The organism is Streptomyces sp. SID5464 (genome assembly GCF_009862985.1).
Classification (GTDB): Bacteria; Actinomycetota; Actinomycetes; order Streptomycetales; family Streptomycetaceae; genus Streptomyces; species Streptomyces chartreusis_D.
Map to the genome: position 1 here is coordinate 107,284 of NZ_WWIQ01000009.1, position 24,415 is coordinate 131,698.

Consider the following 24,415-nt stretch of genomic DNA (forward strand, 5'->3'; position numbering starts at 1 on the left):
GGGAACCGTAAGCCCCTTTTCCAAGGTCCTTACCAGGATCGCACCCCAAAGGCAGAGGTTTGTGCGCGTACCCGCGGACCGTAAGAAACGGGTTTGCCGCGGGTAAGAATCAAGGCTTCCGGTCACACCCCAGCTCAGGGGCTCGCAGGTCTACCATCACCTCATGACCCGTGTACTGCTCGCCGAGGACGACGCGTCCATCTCGGAGCCGCTGGCCCGTGCTCTGCGCCGGGAGGGCTACGAGGTCGAGGTGCGTGAGGACGGACCCACCGCCCTCGACGCCGGAATGCAGGGTGGCGTCGACCTGGTCGTGCTCGACCTGGGCCTGCCCGGCATGGACGGTCTGGAGGTGGCCCGCCGCCTGCGTGGCGAAGGCCACAGCATCCCGATCCTCATCCTGACCGCCCGCGCCGACGAGGTGGACACCGTCGTCGGGCTCGACGCGGGCGCCGACGACTACGTGACGAAGCCGTTCCGGCTCGCCGAGCTGCTCGCCCGCGTCCGCGCCCTGCTGCGCCGCGGCGCAGCCGAGCCGCAGCAGCCGCCCGCCACCCACGGCGTGCGCATCGACGTCGAGTCGCACCGCGCCTGGATGGGCGAGGAGGAGCTCCAGCTCACCGCCAAGGAGTTCGACCTGCTGCGGGTGCTGGTGCGCGACGCGGGCCGGGTCGTCACCCGCGACCAGCTGATGCGCGAGGTCTGGGACACGACCTGGTGGTCGTCGACCAAGACCCTCGACATGCACATCTCCTGGCTGCGCAAGAAGCTCGGCGACGACGCGGCCAACCCCCGGTACATCGCCACGGTGCGTGGTGTGGGCTTCCGTTTCGAGAAGAGCTGAGCCGCGGGGCAGGCACGGGTAGGCACGGGTAACAGGACATGCGCCGCCGACTGATCCAGTCCACGCTCGCCGTGGTGCTCGTCGTGATCGCCGTCTTCGGGGTCTCCCTCGTCATCGTCGAGACCAGGACGATCAGCAACAGCGCCCAGGAGCGGGTGGAGTCCGAGGCGGTCCGGCTGGCCAGCATCGTCGACAGCCGGCTCTTCGGGGCCCAGCAGGTCGACGCCGAGGTGCTGCGCGACCAGATCACGCAGGACCGCTACTACGCGGTGATCCGGATCCCCGGGGAGGCGCCCATCGAGGTCGGCGCCAAGCCGTCCGGCGACGTCATCAGCGCCAGCGCGCCCGGCGAGGAGGGCGAGACGGTCACCGTCCAGGAGCCGCGCTCCTCGGTGACGCGCGAGGTCGGCCGCACCCTGCTGATCATCGCGCTGGTCGCGCTGCTCGCCGTGGTGGCCGCGGTGCTGCTGGCCGTCCGCCAGGCGAACCGGCTGGCGTCGCCGCTGACCGACCTCGCGGAGACGGCCGAGCGGCTCGGCTCGGGCGATCCCCGCCCGCGGCACAAGCGGTACGGCGTGCCCGAGCTGGACCGGGTGGCGGACGTGCTGGACGGCTCGGCCGAGCGCATCGCGCGCATGCTCACCGCCGAGCGGCGGTTGGCCGCGGACGCCTCCCACCAGCTGCGGACGCCGCTCACCGCGCTGTCCATGCGGCTGGAGGAGATCACCCTCACCGACGACCCGGACACGGTGAAGGAAGAGGCGACGATCGCGCTGACCCAGGTCGAGCGGCTCACGGACGTCGTGGAGCGGCTGCTGACGAACGCCCGCGATCCGCGCACCGGCTCCGCCGTCACCTTCGACCTCGACGAGGTCATCCAGCAGCAGCTCGCCGAGTGGCGGCCCGCCTACCGCAGCGCCGGGCGGGCGATCGTCAGCTCCGGCAAGCGGCACCTCGAGGCCGTCGGCACGCCGGGAGCGGTCGCGCAGGTGCTGGCCGCGCTGATCGAGAACTCCCTGATGCACGGCGGCGGCACGGTGGCGCTGCGTACCCGCGTCACCGGCAACCAGGCCGTCATCGAGGTCACGGACGAGGGCCCCGGGGTCCCCGCCGACCTGGGCGCCCGCATCTTCGAGCGGGCGATCAGCGGCCGCAACTCCACGGGCATCGGCCTGGCCGTGGCCCGCGACCTGGCGGAAGCGGACGGCGGCCGTCTGGAGATGCTCCAGACCAAGCCCCCGGTGTTCGGCCTGTTCCTGTCCCGCACGCCCGTCCGGAAGCCCCTCGGGGGCGAGGACGAGCCGATGATCCGCTGACGCGGCCCACGCTCACGCCGGGCCGATGACCCGCCGACGCGGCGGACGACGGCCTACGGCACCCGCTGTCCGGACCGTGACCGCCCGGCCCGCTCGCCCTTCAGGATCGATTCCGCGTCCGCCACCGCCTCACGGGCCGGAAGGGCGCGGAACACCCAGGAGCGGTACGACCAGAAGCGGAACAGCGTGGCCACGCCGATGCCGAGGAACTTGAAGATGTTGTTCTGCAGCGGGGTGTCCCAGCCGAAGCCGTAGGTCGCCACGAAGAGCACGCCGTTCTCGATGACCAGCCCGATCGCGCTGAACAGCAGGAACAGGGTCATTTCCCGCGTACGGCGACTCTTGTCGCGGTCGCGGTAGGTGAAATAGCGGAAGCCGACGTAGTTGAAGATGATCGCCACGACGGTCGCGATGACGCTCGCGCGCACCACCTGGAGGTCGGTGACATGCCGTACCAGGTTGAACACGAGGAGGTTGACCAGCACCCCGGCACCGCCCACCGCGCCGAACTTGGCGACTTCGTGGACGATCCGTCGGAGCCGCGAGGCACCATGTCCCATGGTCGTGCAGGCCCCCGTCCGTGGTCGGCGTCAACCCAGCCATGCTAACCACCCTCCAGCGCGATCTTCCTGCGGACGTCGGTGGGCGGCCGGAGATGGTCCGGGCGGGACCGCGGTGGGACGGGAAACCGGCCACCTCGGCGCGGCCGATACGCTAGGGGTGTGACGTTCCCGGTAGTCGGCATGGTCGGCGGGGGCCAGCTCGCTCGTATGACACACGAGGCAGGCATCCCGCTGGGCATCAGGTTCAAGCTTCTCAGTGACACCCCGCAGGACTCAGCTGCGCAGGTCGTGAACGATGTCGTCGTCGGCGACTATCGCGACCTGGAGACGCTGCGCGCCTTCGCACGCGGGTGCGATGTGATCACCTTCGATCACGAACACGTACCCACCGAGCACCTCAGGGCCCTGGAGGCGGACGGCATCCCTGTGCGCCCCGGCCCCGACGCGCTCGTGCACGCCCAGGACAAGGGCGTGATGCGCGCGAAGCTCGACGCGATCGGCGTGCCCTGCCCCAGACACAGAATCGTTTCCGATCCGCAGGACGTGGCGGCCTTCGCCGCCGAGGGCGACGGCTTTCCCGTCGTCCTCAAGACCGTCCGTGGCGGGTACGACGGCAAGGGCGTGTGGGTCGTGGACTCCGTCGAGGAGGCCGCCGACCCGTTCAAGGCCGGTGTCCCGGTGCTCGCCGAGGAGAAGGTCGACTTCGTCCGCGAGCTCGCGGCCAACGTCGTACGCTCCCCGCACGGCCAGGCCGTCGCCTACCCGGTCGTCGAGTCCCGCCAGGTCAACGGCGTCTGCGACACGGTCATCGCCCCGGCGCCCGACCTCGACGAGGCCCTCGCCCTGGAGGCCTCCGAGATGGCGCTGAACATCGCCAATGAACTCGGCGTCGTCGGGCACCTCGCCGTCGAGCTGTTCCAGACGCGCGACGGCCGCATCCTCGTCAACGAGCTGGCGATGCGCCCGCACAACTCCGGCCACTGGTCGATGGACGGCGCCGTCACCAGCCAGTTCGCCAACCACGTCCGCGCGGTCCTGGACCTCCCGCTCGGCGACCCGCGCCCGCGTGCCCGGTGGACCGTCATGGTCAACGTCCTCGGCGGCGACTACCCGGACATGTACTCCGCGTACCTGCACTGCATGGCCCGCGACCCCCAGCTCAAGATCCACATGTACGGCAAGGACGTGAAGCCCGGCCGCAAGGTCGGTCACGTCAACACCTACGGCGACGACCTGGACGACGTGCTGGAGCGCGCCCGTCACGCAGCCGGCTACCTGAGAGGCACCATCACCGAATGAGCCCTGTTGTTGGCATCGTCATGGGGTCGGACAGCGACTGGCCCGTCATGGAGGCCGCCGCCAAGGCCCTCGACGAGTTCGAGATCGCCTACGAGGTCGACGTCGTCTCCGCGCACCGCATGCCGCGCGAGATGGTCGCGTACGGCGAGCAGGCCGACGAGCGCGGGCTCAAGGTGATCATCGCCGGGGCCGGCGGCGCCGCCCACCTGCCCGGCATGCTCGCCTCCGTGACACCGCTGCCGGTCATCGGGGTGCCCGTGCCGCTGAAGTACCTCGACGGCATGGACAGCCTGTTGTCGATCGTGCAGATGCCGGCCGGTGTCCCGGTGGCCACGGTCTCCGTCGCCGGTGCCCGCAACGCCGGTCTGCTGGCGGCCCGCATCCTCGCCGCGCACGACGACGAACTCCGCGCCCGCATGCGCGAGTTCCAGCAGGAGCTGAACGACCAGGCCACCGAGAAGGGCAAGCGCCTGCGCGCCAAGGTCGAGGGCTCGGGCGGCTTCGGCTTCGGCGCCGGGAAGTGACGACGATGACCTCCCTGGAGGCAGTCCGGGAACTCCTGAGCGAGTTCCCGGTCGCCGACGGGCACAACGACCTGCCCTGGGCGCTGCGCCAGCAGGTCCGCTACGACCTCGACGCCCGCGATGTCGCCGCCGACCAGAGCGCCCACCTGCACACCGACATCCCGCGGCTGCGCGCGGGCGGAGTCGGTGCGCAGTACTGGTCGGTGTACGTCCGCACGGACTCGCCCGACCAGGTCGCGGCCACGCTCGAGCAGATCGACTGCGTACGGCAGTTGATCGACCGCCACCCGGAGGACCTGCGGCCCGCGCTGACGGCCGCCGACATGGAGGCCGCGCGCCGGGAGGGCCGGATCGCCTCCCTCATGGGCGCGGAGGGCGGTCACTCCATCGCCAACTCCCTGGGCACGCTGCGCGGGCTGTACGGGCTCGGCGTGCGCTACCTCACGCTCACCCACAACGACAACGTCGACTGGGCGGACTCCGCGACCGACGAGCCCCGGGCCGGCGGCCTCACCGCGTTCGGCCGGGAGGTCGTGCGGGAGATGAACCGGCTCGGCATGCTCGTCGACCTCTCCCACGTCGCGGCGACGACGATGCGCGACGCCCTCGACGCGAGCTCCGCGCCCGTGATCTTCTCGCACTCCTCGGCACGGGCCGTGTGCGACCATCCGCGCAACGTCCCGGACGACGTCCTGGAGCGGCTGACCGCCAACGGCGGCATGGCGATGGTGACGTTCGTGCCGAAGTTCGTGCTCCAGGCGGCCGTGGACTGGACGGCTGAGGCCGACGAGAACATGCGCGCCCACGGCTTCCACCACCTGGACACCACGGCGGAGGCCATGAAGGTCCACCGCGCCTTCGAGGAGCGGCACCCGCGCCCGGTCGCGACGGTGGCGACGGTCGCCGACCACCTGGACCACATGCGCGAGGTCGCCGGCATCGACCACCTCGGCATCGGCGGTGACTACGACGGCACGGCCTTCACCCCCGACGGCCTGGACGACGTCTCCGGCTACCCGAACCTCATCGCGGAGCTGCTGGACCGCGGCTGGTCCAAGGCCGACCTGGCGAAGCTGACCTGGAAGAACGCGGTCCGGGTGCTGGACGCGGCCGAGGACGTGGCCCGGGGCCTTCAGGCCACGCGATCGCCGTCCAACGCGACGATCGAGTCGCTCGACTCGCGCGACGGCTGAGTGTCGAGGGCGGGGTAGTCGGTGTAGCCGGTCGCCCCGCCCACGTACATGAAGTACCGGTCGCGCATCTCGTTCAGCGGTGCCCCGAGCCGCAGCCGGGTCACCAGGTCGGGATTGGCGAGGAAGGGCCGCCCGAGGGCGATCAGGTCGGCCCCGGCGGCCAGCAGCGCCTCGGAGGCCCGGTGCACGGCGTCCGTGGAGATCTCCTTCAGCACCGGATTGGCGACGATCACCCCGGGCCAGGCGGCCCGCACCTTCCGGAACACCGGCGTGTCCGGGTCGGCGTACCCCAGGTGCAGATACGCGAGCCCCAGCCCGCCGAGCCGCTCGACGAGCGCGGGGTAGATCTCCTCGGTCTCGCCCTCCTCGATGCCGTTGACGGTGTTGCCGGGGGAGACCCTCAGCCCCACCCGCGCGGCTCCGATCTCGGCGGCCACGGCCTCGGTCACCTCCGCCGCGAACCGGATCCGGGCGGCGACCGGTCCGCCGTAGCGGTCGGTGCGGAGGTTGGTGTTGCGGGCGAGGAACTGATGGAGCAGATGGCCGTTGGCGGAGTGCACCTCCACACCCTCGAAACCGGCGTCGACCGCGTTGCGGGCGGCGCGTGCGAAGTCCGCGACGGTGGCCCCGATGTCCTCGGCGGTCATCTCCCTCGGCACGACGGCCGGCCGGTGGCCCACCGGCGTGAAGATCGTCTCGGGGAGCGGGACGGGCGAGGGCGCGACCGGCGTCAGCCCGCTGGTCGCGGGGTGGCCGACCCGGCCGCCGTGCTGGAGCTGGAGGAACATCCGTCCGCCCGCGTCCCGGACCGCGTCCGTGACCCGCCGCCAGCCGGCCACGTGCGCCGGGGCGTGGATGGCCGTGATGTTCGGGTACGTCTGCCCGACCGCGTTCGGCGTCGCGGCCTCGGCGATGATCAGCCCGGCGGAGGCGCGCTGGGCGTAGTACGTGGCCATGAGCGCGGTCGGGGTTCCGTCGGCCTCGGCCCGGTTGCGGGTCAGGGGCGCCATCACCAGACGGTTGGGCAGGTCCAGCCCGGGGAGACGAGCCGGTTCGAAGAGTGCTGTCGTGTGCTGCGTCATGTCCGTACGCTAGAACCTGACACAGATGTCAGAATCAAGCCCGGGAGTGGGACGTGCGGATCGGTGAACTGGCCCGGCGCACCAACGTGAGCGAGCGGTCGCTGCGCTACTACGAGAAGCAGGGGATGCTCACCGCCGAGCGGACGCCCGGCGGACACCGGGAGTACGCGGAGGCGGCCGTGGACCGGGTCATCCGGATCCAGGAGCTGTTCGCGGCGGGACTGTGCAGCGAGAAGATCGTCCAGCTGCTGCCGTGCATGCGGGACAGCGACGGCGGGCCGTCGGTCCGCGCCACGCCCAACCTGGTCGCCGAGCTCGCGGCCGAGCGTGCCCGCATCGACCGGATGATCGCCGACCTGGTCCGCTCCCGGGACACCCTGGACGAGGTGATCGAGGCGGCCCGGGTGCCCTGAGGGCGTCGCCGCACGAGGTCGGGGCCGTACTCCGAACGCGCCGCCCACCAGGAACCCCCCAGCGCTCCGTGCGACGGTGACCGTACGCCACGAACGACCGTACGGAGCCGCCATGGCAGACCTCCAGGACGACCTGCGCCCCACCGCCGCGGCCGGTGAGTTCGACGACCTGTCCGAGCCGTACGCCGACGGGTCCGCCATGGCTGCGGAGCCCTATGAGCCCGTCTCCGATCCGGACGACGCGCCGCTGACCCGAGCCCACGCCATCCTCGCCGTCCACCCCGTCGCCGACGGCTACAACGGACTGCCCTGGGCGCTCAAGCGCCTGTCCTGTTACGACCTGGAGGAGGGCGAGAGCACCGTCGCCACGGACGTGCCCCGCCTGCGCCGCGGGCGGGTGGGCGCGATGTTCTGGTCACTGCACCTGCCCGAGGGCCTGGACGGCGACCGGGCCGTCGGCGCCACCCTGGAGCAGCTGGACCTGGCCAAGACCGTCGCCCGGAACTGCGGCGAGGGACTGCGGCCGGCCTGTACGGCGGGGCAGGTCACCGACGCCCGCAACTGCGGCCGCGTCGCCGTGCTCCTCGGTCCCGCCGGGGCCTCGGCCGTGGGTGACTCGCTGGGCATCCTGCGCCAGCTGCACTTCCTCGGCCTGCGCGTGCTGACGCTGACCGGGGTGTCCTGGGCGAGCGACGCGGGGCTGACGCGGTTCGGCGAGGAGGTCGTCCGCGAGATGAACCGGATCGGCGTGATCCCTGACCTCTCCGGTGCCTCCGTGCCGACCGTCCGCCGCGTGCTGAGCCTCTCCCGGGCACCCGTGCTGTTCAGCCGCTCCGCCGCCCGGGCCCTGCGGCCGCACCCGGTCAACCTGCCCGACGACCTGCTGGCGGAACTGGGCGCGGCCAAGGGGCTGTGCATGGTGCCGCTGACGGCCGAGCAGACCGGGCCTACCGTCCGTGACGTCGCCGATCACCTCGACCACATCCGGGGCGTGGCCGGTGCGCACTGCGTCGGACTGTCCGGCACGTACGACTCGGGTTCGGCCCACCCGCAGGAACTCGGCGACACCTCCTGCTATCCGCGGCTGATCGCCGAGCTGCTGCGGCGCGGCTGGGACGAGGCCGATGTGGCCCTGCTGACCTGGGGCAACGTCCAGCGGGTCCTGTGTGGCGCCGACATCACCGCCCGCACCGCCCAGCAGCGACGCGAGCCGTCGACGGCGACCATCTCCGAGCTGGACGGGTGACCGGCAGGTGACTCAGGCGGTGTGCTCGATCCGGCACAGGCAGAACGGATGCCCCACCGGGTCGGCGTACACCCGGAAGTCCTTCTTCTCGTAGTCCTCCCGGTCCAGCACCCGCGCCCCCAGCGCCAGCACCCGCTCCTCGGCCGCGTCGATCTCCTCCCAGGTCGACCCGCCGTCGAAGTCCAGGTGGAACTGCTGGGCGTTGCGGTCGGCCCGGGGCCACTCCGGCGGGGTGTAGCCGGGAGAGCGCTGGAAGGCGAGCCGCGGCCCGTCGGGGATCCGCAGCACCACCCAGTCGGGGTCGTCGTCCTCGGGCGTCCCGCCCCCGACCTGCGCGTAGAAACGGGCCAGCTCGCGCGGGTCGGGGCAGTCGACGACGACGGAACGGAAACGTGCCACAGCAGGCATGGGGCCTCCCGGTGTCAGCAGGCGCAGAGGCAGAACGGGTGCCCGGCCGGGTCGGCGTAAACCCGGAACGTCCGCGTCCGGTCGTCGGCGTCCAGCGGCTTGGCGCCGAGCGCCAGCACACCCTTCTCGGCCGCGTCCAGGTCCTCCACGACCAGGTCGAGGTGGAACTGCTGCGAGCCGTCGGGCGACGGCCACTTCGGCGGTACGTACCCGGGGGACTCCTGGAAGGCCAGCGCCGCTCCGCCCGGCACCTTCAGGTCGACCCACTCGCCCGAGTCGTCGGCCTCCACCGTGGGAGTGCCGCCGAGCACCTCGGCGTAGAAGCCCGCGAGTGCGCGCGGATCGGGACAGTCCAGGACGACGACACCCAGCTCGGCGAGAGCCATGACTTCCTCCTTGAAGCGGCCGTTACCTTCCGGTTGTTACCAGCACGAGCTGGCAACCAGTAACCGTTACTGCATGCTCCCGCATTGGCGGTAACCTCGCAAGGGGAAAAGCGAGAGGTACGGTCCAGCCATGACGGAGAGATCGCCCGCGCCCGGCGGCCTGGCCCTGGTCGAGGCCCTGGTGAACACGCTGGACATCGAGTCGGGTGCCGACGCGCTGGACACGGCGGAGGGCCGGGCGCGCTTCGGGATCACGCGGGACGGGGTCGAGGACGCCCGGGCCCTGCGTGAGTCCCTGCGCGCGGTCCTGCTCGCCCACGCGGGGCACCCGCCGCACCGCGAGGTGACTCCTCTGGGCGACCTGCTGGCCGGGGCGCCGCTGCTGGTGGCGGTCGACCGGCGCGACGGCTCGGCGACCCTCGCCCCGGCCGACGAGGGCCCCCTGCTCTCCCGCGTCGCGGCCGCCGTCGCCGAGGCCCTGATCGCCGGCACCTGGAGCAGGCTCAAGGCCTGCGAGGCCGTCGACTGCCTCTGGGCGTACTACGACCGCAGTCCGGCCGGCCGGGGCCGCTGGTGCTCGATGCAGGTCTGCGGGGCCCGGGCGAAGATGCGCCGCTACCGGGCGAAGGGCTGACCTACGCCTCCTCCTCCCGCGGTGCCCGGGGAGCCGACGCCCGGGAGCCGACCAGGAGCAGGCACAGCACCGCGACACCGGCGACGATGCCGGTCAGCACGAGCAGCGGGTCGAGCGGGCGGGTGGTGGAGGCGGTCGTCTGGGTCTGCGGCTGCTGCGCGACCTGTGCGGCCGGGGACGCCGGGGCCGCCGGCGGTGACTGGCCCGCCGCGGCCGCCGGGGAGGCGGTGGACGCGGTGGAGGACGGCGACGAGGACGGCATGCGCATCGTCGGCGTCCCGCTGCCCGGCGTGGTGTGGCTCGGCGCGGTCTCCCGGTGTCCCGAGGAGGAGCCGGTGTGCTCGTGCGCCGTCGGTGCCGCCGTCGTCGCCGGTGCCGCCGCGCGGACCGTGATCCCGGCCGTCATGTTCGGGTGGACGGTACAGACGTAGCCGTACGACCCGGCTGTGGTGAACGTGAAGCTCCAGCTCTGCCCCTTGTCGAGCATCGGGGAGTGGATCGAGACCGGGCCCGAGGTGGTCTTCACGTCGTGCGGCGCCGTGTCCTGGTTGGTCCACGTCACCGTGGACCCGGCCGGGACGCTCAGGCGCGCGGGCGAGAAGGCGTACCCCTTCATCGTCACGCTGTACGAGGCCGCCGACGCCTGCCCGGCCGGCAGCAGCGGCAGGGCGAGGAGCGTCAGGACGGCGGACACGGCGGCACCCCGGGCCGTCCGTCGGGCCGCCCTCACGAGAACTCCGCCGCGACCAGCAGCCGCAGCCGGGTGGCCGGCCGGCGCCACGGCAGCCGGAACCCCGTGGCCCGGCGCAGCAGCCGGTACGGCAGCCGGGCGTGTCCCACGACCAGCAGCCGGTCGTCGGCCCGCTCGACCACCCGCAGCCGCATCAGGACGGGGAAGGCGACGCCGTTCAGGTCGAGGTCGCCGGTGAGCTGGAGACGGCCGTGGACCTCGTCGACCTGCTCCGAGGTGAGCACGGCGGAAAGCCGGCGGTCGTCGAACTCGTAGCGGAAGGAAGGGCGCTCGGCGTCCTCCGGCACGGTGAGGGACGCCTCGCCGAGCGTGACCCGACGGCGCAGGACCGGCAACGGCCCGTACCAGGCGGTGAGTTCGGTGAGTGAGCGGCCGGGGGCCACGGTGTACCGGCCGGGCAGCGGCAGCCGGCGGCCGGCGCCGTCGCGCGAGTGTGGCGGGGGAGGGGCGGTGGGCAGGGTGACGGTCGTCATCCCGGTCTCCTTGGAAAGCGGTTCCCGAAGCATGGCGATGGTGTGGAGAATGGAGCGGGCGCCGCTCCGGCCGGCTGAGCCCCGGCCGGAGCGGCGTCCACCTGCGTCCCGTCAGCAGTTGTCCGTGAGGAAGTCCGTGGTGGGCGTGAGCATCTGCCCGGCCCAGACGGTGTGCATCTTCACGTAGCTGTCGGGGTTGAGCAGGTCCGTGACCTGCTGTCCGGGCGATTCCTCCAGATGTGCCTTGTTGACGTGGTTCAGCAGCACGCTGAGGGTGTCGTCGAGCACGGTGCCGCCGCCTTCGACGGCGGGCTTGAGGATGCTCTCGACCCACACCGTGTGCATCTTGATGTACGAGTCGAGCGCGAGTGCGTCCTGCACCTGCTCGCCCGGGGACCGTTCCAGGTGTGCCACGTAGAGGTGCTGGAGGATCGGCAGCAGCACGTTCTGGACACTGGTGCACTGCTCGTCGTCACCGGAGCCGCCACCGCCGGTACCGCCCGTGGGAGTCGGCGTCGGGGTCGGTGACGAGGGGGGAGTGGGCGTGGGGCCGGTCGTGGGCGGGGCCGTGGGTGCGGGCGTGGGTGTGGGCGTGGGCGTGGGGGCGGGCGTCGATCCGCCGCCACCGCCGCCGGAGCCCTCGACGACCTTCACCGACGCCACCATGTCCGGGTGCACCGCGCAGTAGTACTCGTACGTGCCCGCCTTGGTGAAGGTGTACGACCAGGAGTCGCCCTGCTCCAGCGTCCCCGAGTCGAACTTCACGGGGGCCTTGGTGGTGGTGACGGTGTGCGGCACGCTGTCGTGGTTGGTCCACCGGACGGTCTGGCCGACCTCGACGACGAGCTGCTTCCCGTCGCCGAACTTGTTGCCCATGATGTCGACCTGGTAGTCGGCCTTGGCGGCGGCGGGCTGCGCCTCGGCAGCGGCCACGGGCGCCTGAGCCGCGCCCGTGGTCTGCTCCGAGGAACCGGAACCCGACACCGCGCTCAGCAGCCCGAGGCTGAGCACCGCGGCCAGCGCCGCGCCGAGCCCGGCGACGAGCAGACCCCGGTTCCCGGCGGGCGGCCTGCGCCGCCCGTGACCGGTCTCGTCGCTCTCGTTGCTTCGTTTCACTTCGACTCCTTGTGCTTGGGGGGAGTTCAGCGGCCGGGGTCGGCCGTGACCAGCAGACTCGTCACGGCGAGCACGACGAGGACGAGCCCCGTCTCGACCGCGACCGAGTAACCGAAGGGCCGCACCGTGGCGGCGTCGCCGCGCAGCAGCACGGCGAGATCGAGGCGGGTGCGCACCCACTGGCGGCTCGCGAACGCGGCGAGCAGGACGGCTCCGAGCACGCCCGTCTTCAGCAGGAGCAGATGCCCGTACGAGGTGTGCAGCAGGGCGTCGTACGACCCCACCACCTGCCAGGCGAGCACCAGCCCGGCGCCGACGATCCCGGTGACGCTCACCGCCGCGAGCCGCGAGTAACCCGGCACCACCACCGCCAGCTCCCGGGCTCGCCGACGCGGCAGCACGGCCAGCGCGAGCACGGCCAGCCCGCCGATCCACAGCGAGGCGCCGAGCAGATGGACGAAGTCGGCGACGGCACCCCACGTGGGCTTAGCGCCCTCGGAGCTGTGGCCCGTCATGCCGGTCGTCCGCAGCAGCCCGAACGCCACCGCGAGGGCGCCCACCCGCCAGCCCGGGGAGCGGGAGGTGCGGGCCCCGCCCTGGAGCAGGGCGCCGAGCACCACGGCCGCCAGCACCCACAGCAGAGCCCGCGCGGCGAGCACGACCCCGGGCTCGGTGGCCAGCAGATCGGCGTACGTCCTCGGGCGCAGCGCGTCCCGCGGTCCGCCGAGCGTGCCGTAGGCGCCCTGGAGGCCGATGCTCGCGACGGTGGCCATCAGGCCCACCACCCAGGCGAAGACGAGCAGCGCCCGGGACCGCGGCTCGTCCGCGCCGCGCGGCCACAGCAGTACGACGAAGGCGAGACCGCCGACGAACAGGGCCAGCGCGAGATAGCCCGCCCAGCGGGCGGCGACCAGGCCCTTGCGCACCGAGGGGGAGGGGGTGGGAGCGGCGGCCTCGTCGCCGCCGGTCCTGGCGGCCGGTGCGCCGACGGTGAGGGTGATCCGGCCGGAGGAGGCGTGTCCGTCCTCCGCGTCGACGACGGACCAGACGACGGCGAGCTCACCGTGCTCCGGGGCGGCGAGCGCGACCCGGACGGCGTCGGCCCCGCCACCCGGCGCACGGGACACCGGGAGCCGGTCGCCGCCCACCGTCAGCACCCGGACGTCGGCGAGGTCGACGGCCTCGTCGAAGGTGAGCGTGAGGTGGTCGGGGGTCTTCTTCAGGTTGGCCCCGTCCTTCGGGGAGGAGGAGACCAGCTCGGTGTGGGCGGAGGCGGCCTGGGGCGCACCGGCCAGGACGTAGAGGAGCGGGGTGAGCAGGAGCAGGAGCAGGGCGCGGCGGACGGTCGTGGTCACGGGGTCGCCTCCGGCCGGGGGGACATGATGCCGCCGAGGAGGCTGCCGACCGGGGCCAGGCCGACACAGGGGGAGGGCTGCGGCGCGGGCGTCTGGCTCGCGCCGTCGAGCAGCCCGAACACGGGCTCGGTGAGCCCGCCGAGGAGCGGTTGTACGAGGGTGACCTCGCCGTCCTCGCAGGTGTCGCCGTCGGCCGGGGCGGACCCCGACGGCGTGGGCGTGGGCGTGGGCGTGGGCGTGGGCGTGGGGGACGGGGAGGGGGAGCCGGTGTCGGAGGGCGGGGAGTTCGTGTGGCCGGTGTGGCCGGAACCGTCCGCGCCGCCGGTGCCGTACCCGGTGCCCGCGCCGATTCCGCCGTATCCAGGCAACTGGCCGTCACCGATGGGGAATTGGCCCGCCCCGGCGCCCGGATCGGATACGCCGGGTCCGCCCGGCGCGGCCGGTGTGGGGTTCGCCGGCGCGGTGGCCGCGGGCGGTGATGCGGGGGGAGCGGCGGTCTGCGTGCTGCCGGAGGCGGAGGGGGCACCGATGCCCGACGCGTAACCGAGCACGATGATCACGGCGCCGACGAGCGCGCCGGCCACCAACTCGTCGCGGTGATCCCGCGGCCACTCCGCCCGGGAGAACAAGGGCATGGGGTACTCCTGGCATGGTCAGATCAAGCCAAATGGAAGGTGTGGCGAATGACGACCAGTGGAGTGGAAGGGGGATTCCGCGCAACTACGCGTCGGTTAATCGATTGTTGCCTGACCCTCTCTCCCGGCGGGCCGGTCCGTGAGAAGGGTCGATTCCGCGTGCCGCTCGAATGGAATTCGAACTCATATTGATGATTTCGGGGAAGGCGGCACAGGTCATGGCCGGAGAAGGCCGCTGGCCTTGGCGGACCTGCCCGAGCGCGGCCTCGGCAGCCGGGCGCGACAGCGCAACGCGCACAGAAGATCCCCGCAGTTTCGCTCGGTTTCTTCACCGATCCCGCGAGAATTCCCGGAACTCCGCGAAAGCCGTCAGGAATTCATGGAACCCGTTCTCAGGCGGTCGGTCGGCCCATCGCCCGGTACGTCCACCCGGCCTTGCGCCAGCGCTCCGGGTCGAGGGCGTTGCGGCCGTCGAGGATGACCCGGGCCGCGGCGACCTCGCCGAGCGCCTCCTCGTCCAGCTCGCGGAACTCCCGCCACTCCGTCAGGTGCAGCACGATGTCGGCACCGCGTACGGCATCCAGCGCCGAGTCGGCGTAGCCGAGGGTCGGGAAGACGCGGCGGGCGTTGTCCATGCCCTTGGGGTCGTAGACCGTGACCTGCCCGCCCTGGAGGTGGATCTGCCCGGCGACGTTCAGCGCGGGGGAGTCCCGGACGTCGTCCGAGTCGGGCTTGAAGGTCGCGCCCAGTACCGCGACGCGCTTGCCGAGGAACGGCCCGCCGCCCAGCGCCTGCCGGGTCAGCTCGACCATCTGCCCGCGCTGGCGCATGTTGATGGAGTCGATCTCCCGCAGGAAGGTCAGCGCCTGGTCCGCGCCCAGCTCGCCGGCGCGCGCCATGAACGCCCGGATGTCCTTCGGCAGACAGCCGCCGCCGAAGCCGATCCCGGCCCGCAGGAACTTCTTGCCGATCCGGTCGTCGTAGCCGATGGCCTCGGCCAGCTTGGCGACGTCGCCGCCCGCGGCCTCGCACACCTCCGCCATGGCGTTGATGAACGAGATCTTGGTGGCGAGGAAGGAGTTCGCGGAGGTCTTCACCAGCTCGGCGGTCGGGAAGTCCGTGACCACGAAGGGGGAGCCCTCGGCGATCGGCGTGGCGTACACCTCGCGCAGCAGCTTCTCGGCGCGTTCGCTGCGCACGCCGACCACGATGCGGTCGGGGTGCAGGGTGTCCTTGACGGCGAAGCCCTCGCGCAGGAACTCCGGGTTCCACGCCAGCTCGGCGTCCTCGCCGGCCGGTGCGTGCTCGGCCAGGTAGGCGGCGATCCGGTCGGCCGAGCCCACGGGCACGGTCGACTTGCCGACGACCAGGGCGGGGCCCGTCAGATGCGGTGCGAGCGAGGAGATGGCGGAGTCGACGTACGACATGTCGCAGGCGTACTCGCCGTGCCGCTGCGGGGTGTTCACGCAGACGAAGTGGATGTCGCCGAATTCCCCTGCCTCGGCCCAGTCCATGGTGAACCGCAGTCGGCCGCTGGATCCCTCGATCCCGGCGACGTGCTTGCGCAGCAGCTCCTCGAGACCCGGCTCGTACATCGGGACCTCGCCCCGCCGGAGCTTGTCGATCTTCTCCGGCACCACGTCGAGTCCCAGCACCTCGAAGCCCAGCTCGGCCATGGCCGCCGCGTGAGTCGCGCCGAGATAACCGGTGCCGATCACGGTGATCTTCAGGGCCATGGGTGCTCCAGGGGTCTACGGCATGTGGTGCGCGCCCGAGCATAGCCGGGGCATGGGAGCGCGCTTCACGGGGCAACTTTCCCGCTGTCGTCTAGCTCACGTATCCCTCCCGTGGGCGACCCCATAAACTTTTGATTACTTAACGGTAGTTAGCGCCAGCATCGCAGCGTTTTGGAGCGTGAGAGACCTTGGCCGGATCGGCTGACTTCGACCTGTACCGCCCGTCCGAGGAGCACGACATGCTCCGCGACGCAGTCCGCTCGCTGGCCGAGGCGAAGATCGCGCCGTACGCCGCCGCGGTGGACGAGGAGGCCCGCTTCCCGCAGGAGGCGCTGGACGCGCTGGTCGCGAACGACCTGCACGCCGTGCACGTACCCGAGGAGTACGGCGGCTCGGGCGCCGACGCGCTCGCCACCGTCATAGTCATCGAGGAGGTCGCGCGGGTCTGCGCCTCCTCCTCCCTCATCCCCGCGGTGAACAAGCTGGGTTCGCTCCCGGTGATCCTCTCCGGCTCCGAGGAGCTGAAGAAGAAGTACATGGCCCCGCTCGCCAAGGGCGACGGCATGTTCTCGTACTGCCTGTCGGAGCCGGACGCCGGCTCCGACGCCGCCGGCATGAAGACGAAGGCCGTCCGCGACGGCGACCACTACGTCCTCAACGGCGTGAAGCGCTGGATCACCAACGCGGGCGAGTCCGAGTTCTACACGGTGATGGCGGTCACGGACCCGGCCAAGCGCTCCAAGGGCATATCGGCCTTCGTCGTCGAGAAGTCGGACGAGGGCGTCTCCTTCGGCGCCCCGGAGAAGAAGCTCGGCATCAAGGGCTCGCCCACCCGCGAGGTCTACCTCGACAACGTCCGCGTCCCCGCCGACCGCATGATCGGCGAGGAGGGCACCGGCTTCGCCACGGCGATGAAGACCCTCGACCACACCCGCATCACCATCGCCGCCCAGGCCCTCGGCATCGCCCAGGGCGCCCTCGACTACGCCAAGGGCTACGTCAAGGAGCGCAAGCAGTTCGGCAAGCCGATCGCCGACTTCCAGGGCATCCAGTTCATGCTCGCCGACATGGCCATGAAGATCTCGGCCGCCCGCGCCCTCACCTACCAGGCCGCCGCCGCCTCCGAGCGCGGCGACGCCGACCTCACCTACCTGGGCGCCGCCGCCAAGTGCTTCGCCTCGGACGTGGCCATGGAGGTCACCACGGACGCCGTCCAGCTCCTCGGCGGCTACGGCTACACCCGCGACTACCCGGTGGAGCGCATGATGCGCGACGCCAAGATCACCCAGATCTACGAGGGCACGAACCAGGTCCAGCGCATCGTGATGGCCAGGAACCTGCCGTAACAGGCACGTGGACGACCGAGCGAGCCTCCGCCCGCCTGGGCGGAGGCTCGCTAGTCCTCGAAGCCCTCCGCCGCCCGCTTCTCCCGCAGCTCCATGATCGCCCGGCGGCGGGCCAGGCGGTGGGTGCGGCGGATCTGGGCCTCCTGGTAGCGGCGCCTGTCGCGTTCGGTCTCCGGGAGGACCGGGGGGACCCGGCGGGGCTTGCCGTCGGAGTCGACGGCCGCGAAGACGAGGTAGGCCGAGCCGACCTGCGTGGGCGGGGCGGACTCGTTCCAGCGTTCGGCCAGGACGCGGACGCCGACCTCCATGGAGGTGCGGCCGGTCCAGTTGACCTGTGCCTTGACGTGGACCAGGTCACCGACGCGGACCGGCTCCAGGAAGGCCATCTCGTCCATGGACGCCGTCACCGCCGGCCCGCCGGAGTGCCGCCCGGCCACGGCCCCCGCCGCGTCGTCCACCAGCTTCATGATCACGCCACCGTGCACCGTCCCCAGAAGGTTCGTGTCGTTGTGGGTCATGATGTGGCTGAGGGTGGTGCGGGAGGCCGAAGTCGGCTTGCCCGGGATATCCGGAGTGCCGGAATCCGCAGCTGGGGCCTGCTCTGTCATGGCCCCTACCTTATGCCGAGGCGGCATGAGGGGGTTTTGTGTCAGCTTCGCCACAGCCGTGCTCTGATTTTCCGACGACTCTTGTATGGCCCACTACGGGGACCTGCACACTGGGGCGCATGAATGATTGGCCCGAGGGATTCTCCGGTGACAACCGCGGCAACCGCTACGGACGCGGCAGCTCGAGCGCACAGCCCGAGAGCGCCCGTGTCATGCGGCAGGTCCGCCGCGGTCCGGCGGCGTCGCCCGGGCAGGCCGGCTACGGCGGCGCCCCGCCGTACAGCAGCGGGGTACCGCAGCAGCCCTCGTACGTCGACGGCGGCGGCTACGGCCCCGGCGACGGCTACGACAGCGGCTACAACACCGGCCAGGTCTACGGCTCGCCCGGCGGCAGAGGCCCCGGGGGTCCTGGCGACGGGATGTACGAGCCGCGCCCCGCGCCCAACTGGCGTCGCCGTATCAAGGTGACGGCCATCACGCTCGTGACGGTGCTGGTCGTGACGAGCGTGGCCACGTACTTCTGGGCCGATTCCAAGCTCAACCGTGACGTCGACCTGTCGAAGGTCATCGACCGGCCGGAGGCGGGCGAGGGCACGAACTACCTCATCGTCGGCTCCGACAGCCGCGAAGGCATGTCGGCCGAGGAGAAGAAGAAGCTGCACACCGGGTCCGCCGAGGGCAAGCGCACGGACTCGATGATGATCCTGCACACCGGCGGCAACGGCCCGACGCTGATCTCGCTGCCGCGTGACTCGAACGTCACGATCCCGTCGTACAAGGGCTCCGACTCCGGCAAGCTCTACCCGGCCACCGGACGCCAGACGAAGCTGAACGCGGCGTACGCGGAGGACGGCCCGGAGCTGCTGGTCCGTACCGTCGAGGCCAACACCGGCCTGCACATCGACCACTACGTGGAGATCGGCTTCGCCGGCTTCGCGAACATCGTGGACGCGGTCGGCGGCGTCGAGATGGACATCCCGCAGGACATCAAGGACACCAAGTCCGGCGCGGACTTCAAGAAGGGCAAGCAGACCCTGAACGGCGACCAGGCCCTGGCCTTCGTCCGTACCCGGTACGCGCTCGCCGGCTCCGACCTGGACCGCACGAAGAACCAGCAGAAGTTCCTCTCCGCGCTGGCCAACCAGGTCGCCACCCCGAGCACGGTCCTCAACCCGTTCAAGCTGTACCCGACCATGGGCGCGGGCCTGGACTCGCTCGTGGTCGACAAGGACATGGGCCTGTTCGACCTGGCGTCGATGTTCTGGGCGATGAAGGGCGTCAGCGGCGGCGACGGCAAGTCCATGAACATGCCGATCGCGGGCAACTCCGCGAACGGCAACCTCCAGTGGGACACCGCGAAGGTGAAGACGCTGGTCAGCCAGCTGAAGAACGACGAGACGGTCACCGTCTCGGGCAACTGAGCAACGGCACGCGTCGGGGGCACCCACGGGGGTGCCCCCGACTGCTGTGAGGCGGTCCTCACATCGCGGCGGCCGACATCGACCGGCACGTCTCGGCACAGCGGCGACACGCCTCGGCGCAGCGCATCATCTGGGCGTCGTCCGGCATGGACATACACGCCTCGGCGCACATGTCACAGGCCCGTGCGCACATCGCGCACATCTCGGCCGACAGCGGCGAGCGGCGCATCATCATGTCGGCGCACAGACGCGTCATCTCGGCGCAGTCCATGACCGCGCGCATGATCTGCATCTGGGCCTGACCGCCCATCTGCAGGCAGGAGCTCATGGTCTCCTCACACACGCTGTGGCAGGCCATGCACGCCTGGACGCAGTCCTGCATCTCCTTGCTCAGCGGGGCCATGGTGGCGGGCTGCTGGGTCATGATTCCTCCCGGGGGAACGGCGAGAGCCGGGGGCCGGCCCTCGTGCCTTCCGTCCTACGCCTGCCCGGGCCCGACCGCCACGGGGCGGAAGGAAGGAATCCGCCATGCGTGCGTCACGGCCCCTACGAGCACGCCACCTCATCCCCCCGCACCACCCCGGACTCGCCCTGCCCCGCGTCCCCGGCCCGTACCTTGCGCACGCGTTCGAAGTCCGTGCCCGCGATGACCTTCAGGGTCGCGCCCAGGCCCTTGACCGGGCGGAGTTCGCTGCCCGGCAGGGCCGCGGCGAGGGACTTGGCCGAGCGGTCCCAGCGGGGGTCGTAGGCGACGACCGTGCGCTTCACGTCACGGGCGGCGGCGTTCACCGGGGCCCGGGTCGTACGGAAGCCCGTCGACGCCAGGGCCGCGTCCACACGGCGGCCCAGGCCGGGCGTGCCCGTGCCGTTCTCCACCTGGACGCGGATCTGCTGCGGGGCGACCGGGACGATCCGGGCCGCGTCGCGCGGCCGGTGCACGGACAGCGGCTGGTCCTCGCGCAGGGCGCGGAAGAGCCGCTCGGCTTTGACGGGGTCCCACTTCAGCGTCGAGCCGACGCCCTGCACGGCGAAGTCCATCTGCCCGATCGGGACGGTCGTGAACTCGGAGGAGGAGGGGGAGAAGTTCCGCATGGCCCGGCCCAGGCCCAGCATCTCGTGCGTGCCGAAGCCCTTGTCCGCCCGCACCGAGCCGAGCACCGCCCGCGTCACGTCCCGGAACTTCAACGGGTTGAGGAGGATCCCCGAGGAGGTGATCCGTTCCACGAGCGCCGCCATGAAGCGCTGCTGGCGTTGCATCCGGCCCAGGTCCGACGCCCCGTCGAGGTGGCGGGCGCGTACGTACTGGAGCGCCTGCCCGCCCGCCAGCGTGTGCCGCCCGGCCGGGAGGTCCAGGCCGGTGTAGCTGTCCCTGAGCGGGGCGGCGGTACAGATCCGCACGCCTCCGACCACGTCCACCGTCCGCATGAAGCTGGTGAAGTCGACCTCCAGATAGTGGTCGATCTTCACCTTCGTCATGCTCTCGACCGTCCGCACGGTCAGCTGCGGCCCGCCCTCGGCGTACGCCGCGTTCAGCTTGATCGGGTGCCCGCCGTGCCGCTTGCCCGTCGTACGGTCGACGTGCGCGGGCGTCACGGCGTACGAGTCGCGCGGCAGGCTCACCACACTCGCCCGTTCCCGGTCCGCCGACACGTGCACGATCATGATCGTGTCGGTGCAGTGGCAGGGCTCACCGCCCAGCCGGTACTTCCGCCGCTCCTCCTCGCTGATCTTCTCGCGGCCGTCGGTGCCGACCAGCAGCACGTTCATGCCGTGGCCCGCCCGCGGCCGGTTCTTCATGTCCTTGAAGGGGTCGACCCGGGCGATGTCCGCGTCCAGGCTGGTCATCACCGCGTGCCCGATACCGGCGGACGCGAGGACCACCACGGACAGGGTGGTGACCACCCGCAGGCCCCAGCGCGGCTTCCGGCGCCGTGCGGGCGGCGCGGGCCTGCGCGGGGAGCGCCCGGGAGAGTGCTGCGGGCGGCGCTGCGGGGCGGCGGTGGACCGAGGGGACCGCGGCGGCGTGGGCAAGAGGACACCTCCGGACGACGGCCGTACGTGGGATCAGTGAAACCGTAGGCCGATACGATCTGCGGCCCGCGGTATCGCCCCCGCGGCGCGCACCGGTGTCCCCCGTTCGCGGTAACGTGAGGCCCCTATGAACGCCAATCCCGACGTGCGGCTCCCCGCCGTTTCCGTGATCATGCCCGTCCTCAACGAGGAACGGCATCTGCGGGGAGCAGTCCAAGCGATCCTCGCGCAGGAGTACGCCGGCGAGATGGAGGTCGTGATCGCCCTCGGTCCGTCCACGGACCGCACGGACGAGATCGCCGCCGAGCTCGTGGCCGAAGACCCGCGCGTGCATACCGTTCCGAACCCGACCGGCCGTACACCCGCGGCGCTGAACGCGGCGATCAACGCCTCGCGCCACCCGATCGTCGTCCGCGTCGACGGGCACGGCATGCTCTCCCCCAACTACATTGCCACCGCCGTACGGCTCCTGGAGGAGACCGGCGCGCAGAACGTGGGCGGCATCATGCACGCCGAGGGCGAGAACGACTGGGAGCACGCCGTCGCCGCCGCGATGACCTCGAAGATAGGGGTCGGCAACGCCTCCTTCCACACGGGCGGACAGGCGGGCCCGGCCGAGACCGTCTACCTCGGGGTCTTCCGGCGCGAGGCGCTGGAGCAGCAGGGCGGCTACAACGTGGAGTTCATCCGCGCCCAGGACTGGGAGCTGAACTTCCGGATCAGGGAGGCCGGGGGCCTCATCTGGTTCTCGCCCGAGCTGAAGGTGTCGTACCGGCCGCGGCCGAGCGTGAAGGCGCTCGCCAAGCAGTACAAGGACTACGGCCGCTGGCGGCACGTCGTCGCCCGCTTCCACGAGGGCTCGATCAACCTGCGCTACCTCGCCCCGCCGACCGCCGTGTGCGCGATCGCGGCCGGGATCCTGGTGGGCGCGCTGCTGACGCCGTGGGGTTTCGTGGTGCCCGGCGGCTATCTCGCGGCGATCCTGCTCGGCTCGGTCCCGGCGGGCAGGGGGCTGCCGCTCAAGGCGCGGCTCCAGATCCCCGTGGCGCTGGCCACGATGCACATGTCGTGGGGCTGGGGCTTCCTGACCAGCCCGCGGTCGCTGGCGAAGAAGGTCATCGCCTCCCGGCGTCCGGCGGTCCGGGCGGACGCCGACGCGGCCACCGGCTGACGTACGCCGCACGTGTCCGGGCCCCTCCCACCGCGGGAGGGGCCCGTTTCCGTCACCAGGTGAAGCCCGGGTTCACGTGCATGCAGGCCTTGTCGTCCGCGCCGTTGAGCGCCTCGGCCGACTTCGGGGTCTTGTCGTTCCGCTTCGGCGCCTTGTAGTCCGGGCCGGTACGCCAGTCCGCGCCGACGACGAGGGTGACGCCGGAGACGCCGGTCGACCGCTGCACCGAACTCAGCGGGATGCCCAGGGCCTTGGCGACGCGCTGGGCGTCGCCCTCCAGGTCGGCGCTCGGGTAGCGGACGAGGGTCCTGTCCTCGCTCCACGAGCCCTTGGTGTCGGCGACGGCCTGGGCGAAGCCCTGCTCCTTCAGCAGCCCGGCCACCGTGCTCGCGCGCCCGCTCGCCGGGGCCAGGGTGTCGGTGCGGGTGCCGTTGCGGACCTGGACGGCGATCTCGTCGTCGGCCGCGGCCGGGTCGGCGGAGGCCTTCTCCGCGGCCTTCGTCCGGTCCGTGTCCTTGCCGTCCAGCGCGATGTCCTCCCGCACCAGCCGGAACAACTGCTCGGCGTCCTCCGTCGGTTCCACGCGGGCGCCCACGTACCGGTTGGGCATCGTGGTCATGGTGATGCGCGCCGGCTCGACCTTGCGCAGCTCGTCGCTGAGGTCGTAGAGCTTCTTGACGGTGTCGAGGCCGGGGTCGACCGTCAGCGCCCGGGTGGCCTCCTCGGCCAGTCGGCGGAGCTTGTTGGGGCTGCTGAGGGTGGCGTTCTCGCGCAGCTGGCGGACCATCGCGTTCATGTACATGTGCTGGGCCTTGGCGCGGGCGAGGTCGCTGCCGTCCTCGAAGCCGTAGCGGGTGCGCAGCCACTGCAGGGCCTGCTCGCCCTGGATGTACGAGGTGCCCTTCTCCAGTTTCAGGCCCGAGCCCTTGCCGTCGGACGTGCGGGAGTGGATGTTCGCGTCGACGCACACCGGGACACCGCCGACGGCGTCGGCCATCGCCACCACGCCCGCGAAGTCGACCATGATGAAGTGGTCGATGTGGATGCCGGTGAGCTCCTGCCAGGTGGCCACGGTGCAGCCCGGGCCGCCGTGCCCGAGGCTCTGGTTGGTCATGGTCCGCCCCTGGGTCCCGGCGTACACCTTCCCGTCGTCCGGGTCGGTGCACTTCGGGATCTTCACGAGCGTGTCGCGGGGCATGCTGACGACCGACATGTTCGTGCGGTCGGCGGACAGGTGCAGCAGCATCTGCACATCGGCCAGCGGCGCGGCGCCGAACGTCTCACGGGCGCCGCCCAGTTTCTGGTTCTCCTCGGTGTCCCGCGCGTCCGAGCCGATGAGCAGGATGTTCAGCGGGGTCTGCCCCGCGGCGTTCGGGGTCGGCGCGGCGACCTTGTTGTCGCCGAGGTTCAGCGCGTCCTTCTTGATGTTGCCGTTGAGATGCCGGTAGTAGAGGTACCCGGCCCCGGCGGTCCCGAGTATGAGGACGGCGAGCACGGCCGCGGACCACTTCAGCAGCCGCCGCCGACGCCGGGGCGGCCCCTCTCCGCCGGGCACGCCACCCGCCGCCGACTTGCTCTCACCCGGGCCCGGTCCCCGGCGGACGCCCTGCCGCGATTCGTTCTCCCGCACACCGCTCTGCGTCACTTCCCGGTCCTTCCCGCCCCCGGCGCATGCAACAGGCCCGTCCTGCCTCCTGTTAGACGCATGACGGGCCTGTCAGTTGCCCTCAGCGGGTCAACTCGCGCACTTCACCTTGTCGGCGGTGGACTTCTCCACGTCCGCGGCCTCGACCGGGGCGTCGAGCTTCACGCCGGCGCCCTTGAAGTCCTTGCCGAGGGTCAGGGTCATGGTGGGCAGGCCCTGGGC

General features: G+C 71.6%; 25 protein-coding genes. 11 read left to right on the forward strand and 14 right to left on the reverse strand.

Annotation, left to right across the window (positions count from 1 at the left end; genetic code table 11):
* The first annotated feature begins 163 nt into the window (after positions 1–163).
* Together GTY47_RS08915 and GTY47_RS08920 are read left to right on the forward strand one after the other, a co-directional pair.
* Positions 164–841, forward strand: a complete 678-nt coding sequence (locus GTY47_RS08915) for a response regulator transcription factor (protein ID WP_010034575.1) — start codon at positions 164–166, stop codon at positions 839–841.
* Between the two features lie 38 nt (positions 842–879).
* Entirely contained in the window at positions 880–2,157 is a 1,278-nt protein-coding gene (locus GTY47_RS08920) for an ATP-binding protein (protein WP_010034580.1), read from the forward strand.
* Between the two features lie 53 nt (positions 2,158–2,210).
* Here GTY47_RS08920 and GTY47_RS08925 read toward each other — a convergent pair whose 3' ends face one another.
* Positions 2,211–2,717: a GtrA family protein gene (locus GTY47_RS08925; protein WP_010034585.1), complete on the reverse strand. Its 507-nt coding sequence runs from the start codon at positions 2,715–2,717 to the stop codon at positions 2,211–2,213.
* A 162-nt stretch (positions 2,718–2,879) separates the two neighbouring features.
* Between GTY47_RS08925 and GTY47_RS08930 the strand changes: the two genes are divergently transcribed.
* The 3 genes from GTY47_RS08930 to GTY47_RS08940 are packed head-to-tail and all read left to right on the forward strand — an operon-like array spanning position 2,880 to position 5,736.
* Positions 2,880–4,019, forward strand: coding sequence for a 5-(carboxyamino)imidazole ribonucleotide synthase (locus tag GTY47_RS08930; RefSeq protein WP_029180798.1), 1,140 nt, complete (start codon positions 2,880–2,882; stop codon positions 4,017–4,019).
* On the forward strand, positions 4,016–4,543 hold the full coding sequence (gene purE, locus GTY47_RS08935; RefSeq protein WP_173937286.1) for a 5-(carboxyamino)imidazole ribonucleotide mutase: 528 nt from the start codon (positions 4,016–4,018) through the stop codon (positions 4,541–4,543). Before GTY47_RS08930 ends, purE begins: the two co-directional genes overlap by 4 nt.
* A gap of 5 nt (positions 4,544–4,548) precedes the next feature.
* Positions 4,549–5,736, forward strand: a complete 1,188-nt coding sequence (locus GTY47_RS08940; protein ID WP_010034593.1) for a dipeptidase — start codon at positions 4,549–4,551, stop codon at positions 5,734–5,736.
* On the opposite strand, the gene GTY47_RS08945 is transcribed toward GTY47_RS08940, so the two are convergent.
* Complete coding sequence (locus GTY47_RS08945; RefSeq protein WP_010034597.1) at positions 5,676–6,818, reverse strand: alkene reductase; 1,143 nt, start codon at positions 6,816–6,818, stop codon at positions 5,676–5,678. The genes GTY47_RS08940 and GTY47_RS08945 overlap by 61 nt on opposite strands.
* Before the next feature lie 53 nt (positions 6,819–6,871).
* On the opposite strand from GTY47_RS08945, the gene GTY47_RS08950 reads away from it, so the two are divergent.
* Both GTY47_RS08950 and GTY47_RS08955 read left to right on the forward strand, forming a co-directional pair.
* The gene (locus tag GTY47_RS08950; protein WP_010034600.1) at positions 6,872–7,231 is read left to right on the forward strand and encodes a MerR family transcriptional regulator; all 360 of its coding nucleotides are present in this window, start codon (positions 6,872–6,874) and stop codon (positions 7,229–7,231) included.
* Positions 7,232–7,343: 112 nt separating this feature from the next.
* Complete coding sequence (locus GTY47_RS08955; RefSeq protein WP_010034603.1) at positions 7,344–8,477, forward strand: dipeptidase; 1,134 nt, start codon at positions 7,344–7,346, stop codon at positions 8,475–8,477.
* A gap of 12 nt (positions 8,478–8,489) precedes the next feature.
* Here the strand turns inward: GTY47_RS08955 and GTY47_RS08960 are convergent, their stop codons facing one another.
* Together GTY47_RS08960 and GTY47_RS08965 are read right to left on the reverse strand one after the other, a co-directional pair.
* Positions 8,490–8,885, reverse strand: a complete 396-nt coding sequence (locus GTY47_RS08960) for a VOC family protein (protein WP_029180799.1) — start codon at positions 8,883–8,885, stop codon at positions 8,490–8,492.
* 14 nt (positions 8,886–8,899) lie between these two features.
* Positions 8,900–9,271 (reverse strand): VOC family protein, encoded by a 372-nt coding sequence (locus GTY47_RS08965; RefSeq protein ID WP_010034606.1) that lies wholly within the window; start codon positions 9,269–9,271, stop codon positions 8,900–8,902.
* Positions 9,272–9,401: 130 nt separating this feature from the next.
* On the opposite strand from GTY47_RS08965, the gene GTY47_RS08970 reads away from it, so the two are divergent.
* On the forward strand, positions 9,402–9,905 hold the full coding sequence (locus GTY47_RS08970) for a CGNR zinc finger domain-containing protein (protein ID WP_010034607.1): 504 nt from the start codon (positions 9,402–9,404) through the stop codon (positions 9,903–9,905).
* A gap of 1 nt (position 9,906) precedes the next feature.
* On the opposite strand, the gene GTY47_RS08975 is transcribed toward GTY47_RS08970, so the two are convergent.
* From GTY47_RS08975 to GTY47_RS09000, 6 genes are all read right to left on the reverse strand, one after another.
* Entirely contained in the window at positions 9,907–10,599 is a 693-nt protein-coding gene (locus tag GTY47_RS08975) for a cupredoxin family copper-binding protein (protein ID WP_010034609.1), read from the reverse strand.
* Positions 10,600–10,631: 32 nt separating this feature from the next.
* Positions 10,632–11,129, reverse strand: a complete 498-nt coding sequence (locus tag GTY47_RS08980) for a hypothetical protein (RefSeq protein WP_010034613.1) — start codon at positions 11,127–11,129, stop codon at positions 10,632–10,634.
* A gap of 111 nt (positions 11,130–11,240) precedes the next feature.
* Positions 11,241–12,245: a plastocyanin/azurin family copper-binding protein gene (locus GTY47_RS08985; RefSeq protein ID WP_010034616.1), complete on the reverse strand. Its 1,005-nt coding sequence runs from the start codon at positions 12,243–12,245 to the stop codon at positions 11,241–11,243.
* A 26-nt stretch (positions 12,246–12,271) separates the two neighbouring features.
* Entirely contained in the window at positions 12,272–13,600 is a 1,329-nt protein-coding gene (locus GTY47_RS08990; protein WP_010034618.1) for a copper resistance protein CopC, read from the reverse strand.
* Positions 13,597–14,235: a hypothetical protein gene (locus tag GTY47_RS08995; protein ID WP_010034621.1), complete on the reverse strand. Its 639-nt coding sequence runs from the start codon at positions 14,233–14,235 to the stop codon at positions 13,597–13,599. The genes GTY47_RS08990 and GTY47_RS08995 overlap by 4 nt, the downstream gene beginning before the upstream one ends.
* A gap of 392 nt (positions 14,236–14,627) precedes the next feature.
* On the reverse strand, positions 14,628–15,971 hold the full coding sequence (locus GTY47_RS09000) for a UDP-glucose/GDP-mannose dehydrogenase family protein (RefSeq protein ID WP_010034624.1): 1,344 nt from the start codon (positions 15,969–15,971) through the stop codon (positions 14,628–14,630).
* Positions 15,972–16,159: 188 nt separating this feature from the next.
* Here GTY47_RS09000 and GTY47_RS09005 point away from each other — a divergent pair, with 188 nt between their 5' ends.
* On the forward strand, positions 16,160–17,317 hold the full coding sequence (locus tag GTY47_RS09005; protein WP_010034627.1) for an acyl-CoA dehydrogenase: 1,158 nt from the start codon (positions 16,160–16,162) through the stop codon (positions 17,315–17,317).
* 50 nt (positions 17,318–17,367) lie between these two features.
* Here GTY47_RS09005 and GTY47_RS09010 read toward each other — a convergent pair whose 3' ends face one another.
* Positions 17,368–17,952 (reverse strand): acyl-CoA thioesterase, encoded by a 585-nt coding sequence (locus GTY47_RS09010; RefSeq protein ID WP_078602740.1) that lies wholly within the window; start codon positions 17,950–17,952, stop codon positions 17,368–17,370.
* A 92-nt stretch (positions 17,953–18,044) separates the two neighbouring features.
* Between GTY47_RS09010 and GTY47_RS09015 the strand changes: the two genes are divergently transcribed.
* Positions 18,045–19,346, forward strand: a complete 1,302-nt coding sequence (locus tag GTY47_RS09015; RefSeq protein WP_078602741.1) for an LCP family protein — start codon at positions 18,045–18,047, stop codon at positions 19,344–19,346.
* Positions 19,347–19,404: 58 nt separating this feature from the next.
* Here the strand turns inward: GTY47_RS09015 and GTY47_RS09020 are convergent, their stop codons facing one another.
* Both GTY47_RS09020 and GTY47_RS09025 read right to left on the reverse strand, forming a co-directional pair.
* Positions 19,405–19,770 carry a four-helix bundle copper-binding protein gene (locus tag GTY47_RS09020; RefSeq protein WP_010034636.1) on the reverse strand — a complete coding sequence of 122 codons (366 nt, stop codon included), beginning with the start codon at positions 19,768–19,770 and terminating at the stop codon, positions 19,405–19,407.
* 122 nt (positions 19,771–19,892) lie between these two features.
* Positions 19,893–21,377 carry an LCP family protein gene (locus GTY47_RS09025; RefSeq protein ID WP_078602742.1) on the reverse strand — a complete coding sequence of 495 codons (1,485 nt, stop codon included), beginning with the start codon at positions 21,375–21,377 and terminating at the stop codon, positions 19,893–19,895.
* 127 nt (positions 21,378–21,504) lie between these two features.
* On the opposite strand from GTY47_RS09025, the gene GTY47_RS09030 reads away from it, so the two are divergent.
* Positions 21,505–22,548 (forward strand): glycosyltransferase family 2 protein, encoded by a 1,044-nt coding sequence (locus tag GTY47_RS09030; protein WP_010034638.1) that lies wholly within the window; start codon positions 21,505–21,507, stop codon positions 22,546–22,548.
* A gap of 52 nt (positions 22,549–22,600) precedes the next feature.
* On the opposite strand, the gene GTY47_RS09035 is transcribed toward GTY47_RS09030, so the two are convergent.
* A complete protein-coding gene (locus tag GTY47_RS09035; RefSeq protein ID WP_231911253.1) occupies positions 22,601–24,103 on the reverse strand; it encodes an LCP family protein in 1,503 nt (500 codons plus the stop codon).
* Positions 24,104–24,415 lie beyond the last annotated feature (312 nt).